The 12612-nt window shown below is 62.2% G+C and carries 11 protein-coding genes; 1 reads left to right on the top strand and 10 read right to left on the bottom strand.

Going from position 1 to position 12612, the window contains the following annotated elements; genetic code table 11:
- Nucleotides 1-73 precede the first annotated feature (73 nt).
- From ACTJK9_RS07210 to ACTJK9_RS07180, 7 genes are all read right to left on the bottom strand, one after another.
- The gene (locus ACTJK9_RS07210; protein ID WP_011336197.1) at nucleotides 74-1222 is read right to left on the bottom strand and encodes an iron-containing alcohol dehydrogenase; all 1149 of its coding nucleotides are present in this window, start codon (nucleotides 1220-1222) and stop codon (nucleotides 74-76) included.
- A 108-nt stretch (nucleotides 1223-1330) separates the two neighbouring features.
- On the bottom strand, nucleotides 1331-2155 hold the full coding sequence (locus ACTJK9_RS07205; RefSeq protein ID WP_440813112.1) for an ABC transporter permease: 825 nt from the start codon (nucleotides 2153-2155) through the stop codon (nucleotides 1331-1333).
- Nucleotides 2156-2167: 12 nt separating this feature from the next.
- Complete coding sequence (locus tag ACTJK9_RS07200; protein WP_007959935.1) at nucleotides 2168-3415, bottom strand: ABC transporter permease; 1248 nt, start codon at nucleotides 3413-3415, stop codon at nucleotides 2168-2170.
- Nucleotides 3416-3524: 109 nt separating this feature from the next.
- Nucleotides 3525-4568, bottom strand: a complete 1044-nt coding sequence (locus ACTJK9_RS07195) for an ABC transporter substrate-binding protein (protein ID WP_007959933.1) — start codon at nucleotides 4566-4568, stop codon at nucleotides 3525-3527.
- 48 nt (nucleotides 4569-4616) lie between these two features.
- Entirely contained in the window at nucleotides 4617-5741 is a 1125-nt protein-coding gene (locus tag ACTJK9_RS07190) for an ABC transporter ATP-binding protein (RefSeq protein ID WP_440813108.1), read from the bottom strand.
- Between the two features lie 218 nt (nucleotides 5742-5959).
- Nucleotides 5960-6589 carry a response regulator gene (locus ACTJK9_RS07185; RefSeq protein WP_085612925.1) on the bottom strand — a complete coding sequence of 210 codons (630 nt, stop codon included), beginning with the start codon at nucleotides 6587-6589 and terminating at the stop codon, nucleotides 5960-5962.
- A complete protein-coding gene (locus ACTJK9_RS07180; RefSeq protein ID WP_085612927.1) occupies nucleotides 6590-8989 on the bottom strand; it encodes a PAS domain-containing sensor histidine kinase in 2400 nt (799 codons plus the stop codon).
- 73 nt (nucleotides 8990-9062) lie between these two features.
- Between ACTJK9_RS07180 and ACTJK9_RS07175 the strand changes: the two genes are divergently transcribed.
- Entirely contained in the window at nucleotides 9063-10052 is a 990-nt protein-coding gene (locus ACTJK9_RS07175; RefSeq protein ID WP_085612929.1) for an alpha/beta hydrolase family protein, read from the top strand.
- A 48-nt stretch (nucleotides 10053-10100) separates the two neighbouring features.
- Here the strand turns inward: ACTJK9_RS07175 and ACTJK9_RS07170 are convergent, their stop codons facing one another.
- From ACTJK9_RS07170 to ACTJK9_RS07160, 3 genes are read right to left on the bottom strand one after another with little or no spacing between them, the layout of a single operon-like run.
- Nucleotides 10101-10868 carry a TerB family tellurite resistance protein gene (locus ACTJK9_RS07170; protein ID WP_440813105.1) on the bottom strand — a complete coding sequence of 256 codons (768 nt, stop codon included), beginning with the start codon at nucleotides 10866-10868 and terminating at the stop codon, nucleotides 10101-10103.
- 1 nt (nucleotide 10869) lies between these two features.
- On the bottom strand, nucleotides 10870-11541 hold the full coding sequence (gene murU / locus ACTJK9_RS07165; protein WP_085612931.1) for an N-acetylmuramate alpha-1-phosphate uridylyltransferase MurU: 672 nt from the start codon (nucleotides 11539-11541) through the stop codon (nucleotides 10870-10872).
- On the bottom strand, nucleotides 11538-12557 hold the full coding sequence (locus ACTJK9_RS07160) for an aminoglycoside phosphotransferase family protein (protein WP_440813103.1): 1020 nt from the start codon (nucleotides 12555-12557) through the stop codon (nucleotides 11538-11540). The genes murU and ACTJK9_RS07160 overlap by 4 nt, the downstream gene beginning before the upstream one ends.
- Nucleotides 12558-12612 lie beyond the last annotated feature (55 nt).

Raw genomic sequence — 12612 nt, 5'->3', positions numbered from 1 at the left:
ATACCTCAAGTTTCCGCGCGCGCACCGTGACCGCGATGATTGGGTTGTGCCATGACCGATGACCGGCGGGTTCTCAGTACGCCGCCCGGTAGATCTTCTCAATGTCGGCGGCGCTGAGCTTGCGCGGGTTGTTGCGCATCAGGCGCTCGATTCCCGCGGCCTCTACCGCCATGGCCGGGATCGCTTCTTCAGGCACGCCGAAACTGCGCAGACCCAGCGGGATTTCCACCGCCGCGCACAGTTCGGTCATCGCCGCGACGGCGCTATCGGCGGCTTCATTGAGACTCAGATGAGCAGTCTTCACTCCCATGGCTTCGGCAATATCCTGCATCCGTTCGACGCAGGCCATCTTGTTCCAGGTCATGACATACGGCAGCAGCAAGGCGTTGCTGACACCATGGGCAATGTTGAAGCGCCCGCCCAGCGGATACGCCAGCGCATGCACCGCGCCGACCCCGGCATTGCCGAACGCCATGCCGGCCATCAGGCTGGCGGTGGCCATGTCCTCTCGGGCTTGCAGGTTGGAGGGATTGGCGTAGGCCTTGGGCAAGGATCGGGCGATCAACTTGATTGCGCCGATGGCCAGCGAATCGGTGATCGGCGAGGCATTCAGTGACAAGTAGGATTCGATGGCATGCACCAGCGCATCGACGCCACTGGCGGCGGTGACACTGCGCGGGCAGGTCAGGGTCATTTGCGGACTGACCAGCGCCACATCCGGCAACAGGTAGTCGCTGACGATGCCTTTCTTCAGTTGGGCGACCTTGTCCGAAAGGATGGCGACGTTGGTCACTTCAGAACCGGTGCCGGCCGTAGTCGGGATGGCGATCAGCGGCGGGCCTTTGCGCGGCACCTGATCGACGCCGAACAGATCCTCCAGTGCGCCGTGATAACCGGCGTACGCCGCGACGCTCTTGGCGATGTCGATGGCACTGCCGCCACCGAGGCCAATCAGACCGTCATGCCCGCCCTCTCGGTAGACACGCATGCAATCCTCGACGATGGCGATTTCCGGATCTGGCAATACCCGGTCGAAGATTTCGTACTCGCGCTCGCCGATCTGTGCCAGCGCCAGCTCCACCGTTCCGGACTTGACCAGCGCGGCATCGGTGACGATCAGCGGGTTGTCGATGTCCAGCCGCGTGAGTTCGGCCGCCAGTTGCTCGATGGCCCCGGCGCCGGTGATCAGTTTGTGAGCAATCTTGAACGAGGAAAGACTCATCGTGCGCAGCCTCTTATAGATGTGGGAGCTGAGCACAAGCGTAGCTGGGGAATCTAGGTTGTCTGTCATTCACCACATGAATGGCAGACAACCCGGATCTTGCAGTCGTCAGACTTGAGCAGTGCGCAGTTTTTCACTCCGCCCACGCAACCATTCCAGCGTCAGCAACAGAATCACCGAGAAGGCAATCAACAACGTCGCAGCCGCAGCAATCGTCGGACTCAGGTTCTCGCGAATCCCGCTGAACATCTGCCGTGGCAGCGTCGCCTGCTCGGGACCTGCAAGAAACAGCGTCACCACCACTTCATCGAACGAGGTTGCGAAGGCAAACAGCGCCCCGGAAATTACCCCCGGCGCAATCAGCGGCAAAGTCACCCGGCGGAACGTGGTCAATGGCGAAGCACCAAGACTGGCCGCCGCCCGCACCAGGTTATGGTTGAAACCCTGCAGCGTCGCCGACACCGTGATGATCACGAACGGCACACCGAGTACCGCGTGCACCATGATCAGCGAGAAGAAACTGTTGCCCAGGCCCAGCGGCGCGAAGAACAGGTAACTGGCCACACCGATGATCACCACCGGCACCACCATCGGCGAAATCACCAGCGCCATCACCAGCGCCTTACCGGGAAAGTCGCCACGGGTCAGGCCGATGGCCGCCAGCGTGCCGAACACCATCGCCAGCACGGTCGCGGCCGGGGCGACGATGATGCTGTTCTTCAGCGAGCGCATCCATTCCGCCGAGGCGAAGAAATCCTGATACCAGTGCAGCGAAAAGCCCTGCAGCGGATACACCAGGAAACTGCCCGAGTTGAACGACAGCGGCACGATCACCAGCACCGGCAGGATCAGGAACAACAGGATCAAGCCGCAGAGGATCCGCAAGCTGTAGAACCACACCCGCTCGATGGGCGACATATAAGGACTCAGCATTTCAAATTCCCCTTAGCTCAGGCGCAGGCGACTGGCGCCCACCAGCCAGCTGTAGATCAGATAAAGCACCACAGTCGCCAGCAGCAACAGCCCGCCCAGTGCGGTGGCCATGCCCCAGTTGATGCTGGTGTTGGTGTAGAACGCGACGAAGTAGCTGACCATCTGATCGTTCGGGCTGCCCAGCAGCGCCGGGGTGATGTAGTAGCCGATGGCGAGGATGAACACCAACAGGCAACCGGCGCCGACACCTGCGTAGGTCTGCGGGAAGTACACCCGCCAGAAACTGGCGAACGGATGGCAGCCAAGGGAAATCGCGGCACGCATGTAAGTCGGCGAGATGCCTTTCATAACGCTGTAGATCGGCAGGATCATGAACGGCAGCAGGATGTGCACCATCGAGATGTAAACCCCGGTGCGGTTGAACACCAGCTCCAGCGGTTTATCGATGATGCCCATCGCCATCAGCGCGCTGTTGATCAGCCCGCCGGATTGCAGCAACACGATCCACGCGGCGACCCGCACCAGGATCGAAGTCCAGAACGGCAGCAGCACCAGAATCATCAGCAGGTTGCTTTGACGCGACGGCAGGTTGGCCAGCAGGTAGGCCAGCGGATAAGCGAGCACCAGGCAGATCACGGTGATGATCAGGCCCATCCAGAAAGTCCGGGCGAAGATGTCGAGGTAGATCGCCTGATCCGGAGTCGCCGGGGCAATTTCGCCGAGGTCGTCGATGCGGTGATCCACCGCCGCCAGCAGATAGAACGGGGTGATGCTGCTGGTGTTGCGCTTCACCGCTTGCCAGTAGGCCGGATCGCCCCAACGCTCGTCGAGGCCTTCCAGTGCTTCTTTATAAGAGGCCGGTTCGCTGGCGAAGGGCAGCGAGCGGGCGGTTTTGGTCAGCAGGCTGCGATAGCCGGCCAACTCCATGTTCAGGCGCTTGGACAGATCGCCCAGGGTCTGGTTTTTGCGCGCTTCGGCGAGGTCTTCGCTGGCGGCTTTATAAACCGGTTCTGCGGGCAGGCCTCGGCCGTCCCACGCAGCAATCGCGGTTACGGTGCGCGGCATGCCGCCGACCACTTCCGGGTTGCCGACACTTTTATAGAGCAGCGCCACGATCGGCACCAGGAACACCAGCAACAGAAACAGCACCAGCGGCGCGATCAGCGCCTGGGCCTTCCAGCGGTTGACCCGCTCGGCGTGCTTGAGCCGCTGCTTCAAGGTGGGGCTGTTGCCCTCGTTCAGGGGAACGGCGATGGCCATGACGTACTCCGCAAATCTTTGATCGTTACAGAGGCGGCAAGCCACCTCGAACTTTTAATGTGGGAGCGGGCTTGCTCGCGAAGGCGGCGTGTCAGTNCAAGCCCTCTGGTTACTTCGCAGCCCAGGAATTGAAGCGCTGCTCCAGTTGCTCGCCGTTGTCAGCCCAGAAGCTGACGTCGATCTGCACCTGGTTGGCGATGTTTTCCGGGGTGGTCGGCATGTCTTTCAGGATCGCCTTGTCCAGCAAAGGCACTGCCTGAGAGTTGGCCGGGCCGTAGGCGATGTTTTCCGAGTAGGTCTTCTGCTGTTGCGGCTGCACCGAGAACGCGATGAATTTCTTCGCCGCTTCGGCGCGCTTGGCGTCCAGACCTTTCGGGATGGCCCACGCATCGAAGTCGTAGATGCCGCCGTTCCACACCACTTTCAGATTGGATTCTTTCTGCACCGCAGCGATACGACCGTTGTAGGCCGAGCTCATGACCACGTCACCGGAAGCGAGGTATTGCGGCGGCTGGGCGCCGGCTTCCCACCACTGGATGTTCGGTTTCAGCTCATCCAGTTTCTTGAATGCGCGATCCTGACCGCCCTTGCTGGCCAGTTCCTTGTACACGTCTTTCGGCGCAACGCCGTCGGCCATCAGTGCGAATTCGAGGGTGTACTTGGCGCCTTTGCGCAGGCCGCGCTTGCCCGGGAATTTTTTCGTGTCCCAGAAATCCGCCCAGCTGGTCGGTGCGGTTTTCAGCTTGTCGGCGTTGTAGGCCAGCACGGTCGACCACACGAAGAAGCCCACGCCGCACGGCTGGATCGCGCCTTTGACGTAGTCTTCGGACTTGCCGAACAGCGCAGGATCGAGTTGCTCGAACATGTCTTCGTCGCAGCCACGGGACAGCTCCGGCGATTCAACCTCGACCAGATCCCAGGACACGCTCTTGGTGTCGACCATGGCTTTGACCTTGGCCATTTCACCGTTGTACTCACCAGCGACGATCTTGCCGTTGCCCGCCGCTTCCCACGGTGCGTAGAAGGCTTTGACTTGCGCCGCCTTGTTCGCCCCGCCAAACGACACCACGGTCAGATCCGGCCCAGCGGCCATTGCGCTTGCCGCACCCATCAGGCCCAGGGTCAGGGCTGTGAACTTCAGGGATCTCAACATTTATTGTTCTCTCCACGTGCAGGGTTGGTGTTGGTATTGCCGGGGCGCTTAATGCGCCTCTAGAAGTGGATCGAGCGCGCGAACGTGCTCGACCTGCCAGCCAAGCGGAACCACGTCGCCGACCGCGAGCGCTGGATCGAGCTCGGCAATCGGTTGTTTCACGAAGAAGTCGGTCTTGCCGCAGACTTCAAGGCGCACCCGGACGTGGTCGCCCAGATAGATGAATTCGGCCACCCGCCCGGAGAAGCGGTTGACGCATTGGTCGCTCGAACCGTTGAGGCTGACGCGCTCGGGGCGGATCGACAGGGTGACCGGTTCGCCGGTCCGGCCGATGTTGACCGCCAGCGCCTCGACCTTTTCCCCGCGCCCCAGCTCGACCACGCAGCGCTCGCCGCTTTGGCTGAGCAGGCGACCGTTGAGGCGGTTGTTCTCGCCGATGAAGTTGGCGACGAAGGTGTTTTTCGGTTCTTCGTAGAGGGTGCGCGGCGGGGCGATCTGCTGGATCTCGCCCTGGTGGAACACGGCCACGCGGTCGGACATGGTCAGGGCTTCGCCCTGGTCGTGGGTCACGTAGACCACAGTCACGCCGAGACGCTGGTGCAGGTGTTTGATTTCCATCTGCATGTGTTCACGCAGTTGCTTGTCGAGGGCGCCGAGGGGTTCGTCCATCAACACCAGTTGCGGCTCGAACACCAGCGCGCGGGCCAAAGCCACACGTTGTTGCTGACCGCCGGACAATTGCGCCGGATAACGCGATGCGAACGCATCAAGCTGGACCATGCTCAGGACTTTCTTGACCTTGTCGCTGACGTCGCTCTTGTTCAGGCCACGCACGGTCAGCGGAAACGCCAGGTTTTCAGCGACGGTCATGTGCGGGAACAGCGCGTAGTTCTGGAACACCATGCCGATGTCGCGTTTGTGCGGCGGCACGTTGTTGATCGCCCGCCCGGCGAGGAGGATTTCACCGGCGGTCGGCGTTTCGAAACCGGCGAGCATCATCAGGCTGGTGGTCTTGCCCGAGCCGGACGGCCCGAGCAAGGTGAGGAATTCGCCCTTGCGAATGTCCAGGTTGAGGTCTTTGACGATCAGGTTCTCGCCGTCGTAGCTCTTCTGCACTCCACGAAAGCTGACCAGCACATCGCTGGCCCCTGCGTTTGATTCGACCTGGCTCATACCCACACCTTTGTTATTGATGACTGCTGTGGGATTAAGCCTAGTGGCTGCTTGCAGTCACGCAAATCGGGGCGCAGGAGAGAATCGCCTCAGCCGGATGGAAGGCCGGGGGTAGGGATTGCCCTACAAGGATGGCGCGTTTTGGCAAACCCGACGCATGGGTCGGGGCTCAAGCCGTCAGAACCGGCAAAAGCGCCTGTCGCTATTGGATATGTCGCTCAGAGGAGCTTGTGTTCCATCGCGTACTTCACCAGCTCGGCGAGCGAAGTGATGTTGAGTTTCTGCATCAGCCGCGCCTTGTGGGTGCTGATGGTCTTGCTGCTCAGAGCCAGTTGCTGGGCGATGTCGTTGACGTTGGCGCCTTGCGCCAGGCGTTCGAACACCGAGAATTCGCGCTCCGACAGCAACGAGTGCAGTGGTCGCGCATCGGTCAGGCCGACTTCGAAGACCATGCGGTCGGCCAGCTCCGGATCGATGTAACGCCCGCCCGCCGCGACCTTGCGAATGGCCGTCAGCAGCAGCGCCGGATCGCTGTCCTTGGTGGCATAACCGGCGGCGCCGACCTTCAGCGCCCGGGCGGCCATTTGTGCTTCGTCGTGCATCGACAGCACCAGAATCGCCGGCGGATGGTTCAGCGCGCGGATTCGTGGAATCGCTTCGAGCCCGTTGACGCCGGGCATCGAGATGTCCAGCAACACCACTTCGCAGGGCACATTGCGCAGGGCTTCCAGCAATTGCTCGCCGTTGCTCGCCTCCCCCACCACCTGCAGATCCTTGGCCAGGCCGATCAATTGCTTGATGCCTTCGCGAACGATGGTGTGGTCTTCGGCTACCAGTACACGGATCACTTACTTCTCCTCATCCAGTGGCACCCGCACGCTCAGCGTGGTGCCCTCGCCCGGCTCGCTGTCGAGTGACAGCTGCCCGCCCATGATCAACACCCGCTCGCGCATGCCCACCAGTCCAAAGGATGTCGGCCTGCCGGCAGCGGCGACAAATCCTACGCCATCATCGCTGACCGTCAGACACAATTCGTTGCCTTCCTGCGTCAGCGTCAGTTCCACAGTATGCGCCTGAGCATGGCGCATGACGTTGGTCAACGCCTCCTGAAGAATACGGAACAGGCCGATGGCCTTGGCGTCGCTGAGGGGCGCAAGGTTGTCCGGCACCTGCACCAGACACGGAATCTGCGTGCGCGCCTCGAACCGCCGCGCCTGCCACTCGATGGCCGAGGCAATCCCGGCATCGAGAATCGGCGGGCGCAGCGCCGTCGCCACATCCCGCACCAGCTGGAACAACTGGGCAATCAGGCGCTTCATGCTGTTCAAGCGCTCGTTCAGACCCGGATCAAGTTGCGCGTAGGCCAGTTCGCACATCGACGTTTCCAGTTTCAGCACCGTCAGCATCTGCCCCAGTTCATCGTGAACCTCCCGGGCGATGCGCGCCTTTTCCTCTTCCCGCACGCTTTCCAGGTGCGCCGACAGTTCGCGCAGTTGTTCGCGGGAGGCCGCCAGCTCCAGTTCGATGCGTTTACTTTCGGTGATGTCCCAGACAATGCCGTCCCAGACATAGGCACCGCCCTCCAGCTGACGGGTGATGGCTTTGATCTCAGCCCAGCGCTGCTCGCCCTGGCGCGTGAGAATCCGGCCCTGCCACGACCAGTCGCTGTCGGTGTCCAGCGCCTGGTCCTGAGTCTGGTGATAAGCGGCCCGGTCATCCGGATGCACCAGACTGCGAAGTCCCATGTCGCGATGGGCGATGGCGGCCGGCGCATAGCCGACCAGACTTTCGCTGCCCTCGCTGATGTAGGCAAAGTCGATCTGCCCGGTTACCGGTGCACGCTCGAGACGGAACACCAGCCCCGGCACATTGGCCGCGATGCCTTGCAGCCGCGCCTCGCTTTCTTGCAACGCAGCCAGGGCACGACGGCGTTCGGTGACATCGGTGAGGTAAACCACCAGATACTCGCCATCGCGAAAACGCAGAAAACTCAGCGACACGTCCGCCGGCAGCACACTGCCATCGGCCCGCACACAATTGGTTTCAAAGCTCAGCGGCCCTTCTTCGCTGGCTCGGGCGCGTTTCCACAGGTTGAGCCAGCGATCCATGTGCAGGCCCGGTTCGAAGTCGATCAACGGTCGGTCGATGATGGCGCCCTGTGGATAACCGAGCATGTTTTCTGCCGCACGGTTGGCGTAGCGCACATGGCTGTCCCAATTGACCCAGAGAATGCCGACGGTGCTCTGATCGATGGAAAACTGGGTCAGGCGCAAGGCCTCTTCGCTGGCGGCGCGCAGGGCGATGTCTTCACGCGCGTCGAGCAGGCGCTGTTCAAGACTGCGCTGCTGGCGGCGCTGCCAGAAGACGATGGCCACGCAACTGAGCAGCAACACCGCGAACAACAGACTCAGGTTCTGCCAGAAGCCCGGCGATTCGGAGAGTCGCGGATATTTGGGTTGCAGCCATTGCGCATGCAGGCGCTCCAGGTCCTTGGCCGGGATTGCGCGCAAGGCACTCTCGACGATCCCGGCCAGCTCCGGCCAGTCACGACGGGTGCCGATGCGCAGCAGTTGCGGCAGACCGATGTCACCGACCACCACCAGCCCGGCAAACTCCGGTTCCGCCGACAGCCGCCCGAGCTGCGCCTCATCGACCACCGCGTAGGACGCCTGCTGACTCAGCAACAGTTGCAGCGCCTGGCGCTCCATCGGTACGCCTTGCAGATTCAGGTGCGGATAGTTGCCGCGCAGATAATCGGCGGTGACGCCGGGCATGCGCACGGCGACGCGGGTCTGGCTGTCGAGTTTTTCCAGTTCCACGGTCGCGCTGCTCTTCTGGTCGCTGACCACCAGTTGCGGCACACGCATGTACGGGTCGGAGAACTGCCACAGACGCAGCCCGCCCGGGGTCTGGGTCAGACCCGGGGCAATGTCGATTTCGCCGTCCCGGGCGGCGGCCTCGAGTTGGGCCAGATCCTGAAAATTGCGCCAGCTCAGTTCGACATTCAGCGCTCTGGCCAATGCCTTCATCACTTCGACATTGGCCCCCGACAGCCGCTGCAAGCGCCGGTCGTATTGCGCGTACGGCGCCTGCAGCACCAGACCGACACGCAACTCATTGTGCTGCGCGAGCCACTGCTGCTCGCTCGCCGACAACCGCGCGAGGTGGCTCGGTGGCGCAGGCGCTGCCCAGCCCATCAAGGGAAACGCCAGACAGCCGATAACCCACAGGCAGCAAAAACGCATCATTGAAGTCTCATACACTGACAAATTCTGACCAACCCATTAGGCTGCCGGGATAACTTCTGGCCTGGAATAACCGATGCCCCCTGTCTATCGCCTGGCAATGCCAGCATTGTGCCTGTCGCTGATCCTGCCTTGTGCGTTTTCCGTCGAAGCCGCGGATCCGGCACCTGCCCCCGCCGCAGAAAAAGCCGCCGAAGAAAAACCGGTCGAACGCCAGCCACTGCTTGAGCGTAGTCAGGAAGAAGCCGCGGCACTCGAACGCAAGGTTCCAGCCCAGGAACAACAGCAACTGCAAGCGGGCAGCGACACCTTCCTTGCCCTGTGGAAACCGGCCAACACCGCCGAACCCAAAGGCGCGGTGATCCTCATTCCCGGTGCCGGCGAAACCGCTGACTGGCCCCAAGCGATCGGCCCGTTGCGCCGCAAGTTGCCGGACGTCGAGTGGAGCAGCCTGAGTATCACCCTGCCCGATCTGCAAAGCGATGCCATCGCGCCGCGCGTGGTCGAAGCACCCGCCGCAGCGAAAACCGCTGACCCCGGCAGCAAGGATTCGACCACCGCCGAGCCGATCGAACAAGCCGCCGGCGGCGAAGCCGACGTGGCCGACAAGGTCGTTGCCGAAACCACCGAGGAGCAGTCCAAGGCCGATGCCGAGCGAATTTTCGCCCGCATCGACGCCGCGCTGGCCTACGCCGAACAACAGAGCGCGCGCAGCATCGTCGTCCTCGGCCATGGCACCGGTGCTTACTGGGCGGCGCGCTACATGAGCGAGCGACAAAGCTCGCAGGTCGAGAAGCTGGTCCTGGTAGCCGCGCAGACCCCGGCCAAGGCCCAACCGCAACTGGTGGAACTGACGCCGACCCTGAAGCTGCCGACCGCGGACATTTTCTACATGGATAAAGCGCTGGACCGCAACGCGGCACTGGAGCGCATGCAGGCGAGCAAGCGACTGAAGACCTCCGCGTTCAGTCAGGTCGCACTCAAGGCTTTGCCGGACAACAAGGCCGAGCAGGAGCAGTTGTTCCGCCGGGTGCGGGGCTGGTTGAATCCGCAGAGCCCGGACTGACAAAGCGCAGAAAAAAAATCGCAGCCCAACGCTGCGATTTTTTTATGCCTAGCGAAAATCCCGCCGTTCGCGAATCAACGTGTAGGCATTGTGCAATTCGCGGGTCCTGTCGGTGGCCTCGCGCACCTGCGCCGGCGTGGCCCCCGTCCCGGCCACCTTGTCCGGGTGATGCCGGCTGAGCAGACGCCGATAGGCGCGTTTGATCTGTGCCGGTTCGCTGGTGGCTGAGACGCCGAGCAGGCGCATCGCTTCCTGATAGCTCACCGCCGCGCTGACGATCGGACGCTTGTGTGGCTCGTAGTCCGCCGCCAGCGCATGGATCTGCTGGGTCGTCCAGCCCAGCCACTTGCCCCACTGCGCCAGCAATTCCCGCTCGCTGACGCCGGCCCGACCATCGGCGAAGACCATTCGCCAGCAGGCGCGCAATACACCTTCAGCCGCGTGAGGTTGAGTGCTCAATCGACGCAGATAACCGCGCAGATTGTCGTTGCCGGACTTGCCGCGATTGAACGCGGCAATCGCCCGGCGCTGCGCCGGCTCGCTCATTTCCAGCGCGCGCATCTCATGCCGCGCCTGCTGGATGTGACCGTCCGTGACCCGCCCGTCGCTCTTGGCCAGACGCCCGAGCAACACGAATAACAGTTCGTCGTTGCGCAGCATCGGCCGACCGCCGAGTTTTTCCCGCAAATGCCCCCAGCTCTGCAAATGCAGGCGCCGATCCAGCGCCTGCCCCAACAAAGCCCCAAGCATGGCCCCCGGAATGCTGGCGATAGCAAAACCCGCTCCGGCTCCAATCAGAGTCCCTGGCCACAACATATCAGCGACTCGCTTCTATCAAGGCTTCGGCTTCGGCCAGACGCTCGTGGGTACCGACATCGACCCAGTGACCTTTCAGTCGCTCGCCGGTCACCTGCCCGTCCGCCATGGCTTTACGCAGCAGCGGCGCCAGTTTGAAGGCACCGTTGCTGCAGCCATCGAACAACTGCGGGTGCAGCACGGCGATGCCGCTGTAGGTCAGGGTCGCCGCGTCAGCCTGGCCATCACGCACCTGGCCGTCGGTCAGGGTGAAGTCGCCTGTCGGGTGATGGGCCGGGTTGTCCGCCAGCACCAGATGCGCCAGCCCGGTGATCGGCTGATGCAGCACGCTGAAGTCGTAATCCGTCCAGATGTCACCGTTGACCACCAGAAACGCGTCGTCGCCCAACAGCGGCAAGGCGCGGAAAATGCCGCCGCCGGTTTCCAGTGGCTCGCCCTCCGGCGAGTACTGGATCGACACGCCGAACTGCGAACCATCGCCCAGATGATCTTCGATCTGCTGGCCGAGCCAGGCATGGTTGATCACGATCTCATTGAAACCGGCTGCGGCCAGGGCACGCAGGTGATATTCAATCAGCGGCACCCCACCGGCTCGCACCAGCGGTTTGGGGGTGGTCAGGGTCAGCGGGCGCATGCGCTCGCCTTTGCCGGCCGCCAGAATCATTGCCTTCATGCCGTCACTCCACCACGCAGGCTGGCGAGCAGTGCCTGCAGATCCGCCAGCTCGGGACGGCGGGCGATGACCGCTTCTATATAAGAGAAGAAACGCGGCACATCACCGAGGTAACGCGGCTTGCCGTCGCGATGGCAGATACGGGCGAAGATGCCGATGACTTTCAGATGACGCTGCACGCCCATCAGATCGCTGGCGCGCAGAAACTCTTCGAAGTCCGGCTGCACCGGGATGTTCAGTGCTGACGCCTGCTGCCAGTAGCTTTCCAGCCAGCCGCGCACACGCTCTTCTGGCCAGCTGAGGAAGGCGTCCTTGAACAGGCAGGTCACGTCGTAGGTCACCGGGCCATACACCGCGTCCTGGAAATCCAGCACGCCGGGATTCGGCTCGCTGAGCATCAGGTTGCGCGGCATGTAGTCGCGGTGCACCAGCACTTTCGGCTGGGCCAGGGCGCTGTCGATCAGCAGCTCGCTGACCTTTTGCCACTGCTGCTGTTGGGTGGCATCGAACTCGACGCCCAACTCGCGTTTCACGTACCACTCGGGAAACAGTTCCAGCTCGCGGCGCAACAACGCGACGTCATAGCTCGGCAGCGGTGCCACCATCGGCAACTGCTGAAAAGCCAGCAGCGCTTGCAGGGCATCGCTGAATAACGCTTCGGCATTTTCGCTGTCGATCACGTCCAGATAGGTCTGGTTGCCCAGGTCATTGAGCAAAAGAAAGCCACGTTCGAGGTCTTCGGCATAAATTTTCGGCACGTTGATACCGGATTTCGCCAGCAAAAAGGCGATATCCACGAACGGTTTGCAGTTTTCCTGAGGCGGCGGCGCGTCCATCACGACGAAGCTGCGACCCGCGCCTTCCCAACGGAAATACCGGCGGAAACTCGCGTCGCTGCTGGCCGCGGTCAACGTGGCCGGGGGTACGGCTCCCCAGCCCTGATCTGCAAAAAGGGTTGCCAACTGTTCATCGAGCCAAACTTTCAGGTGTTGCAAGCGTACATCTTGATCAGGCATTGCAAGGGTCTCCGACGGCGCTAGCCGTCAAGCGGGTCATGCTTTATTATCCAGC

Source organism: Pseudomonas sp. 22082, from assembly GCF_052046055.1.
Lineage (GTDB): Bacteria > Pseudomonadota > Gammaproteobacteria > Pseudomonadales > Pseudomonadaceae > Aquipseudomonas > Aquipseudomonas pharyngis.
This window is presented reverse-complemented; position numbering and strand designations above follow the sequence as displayed.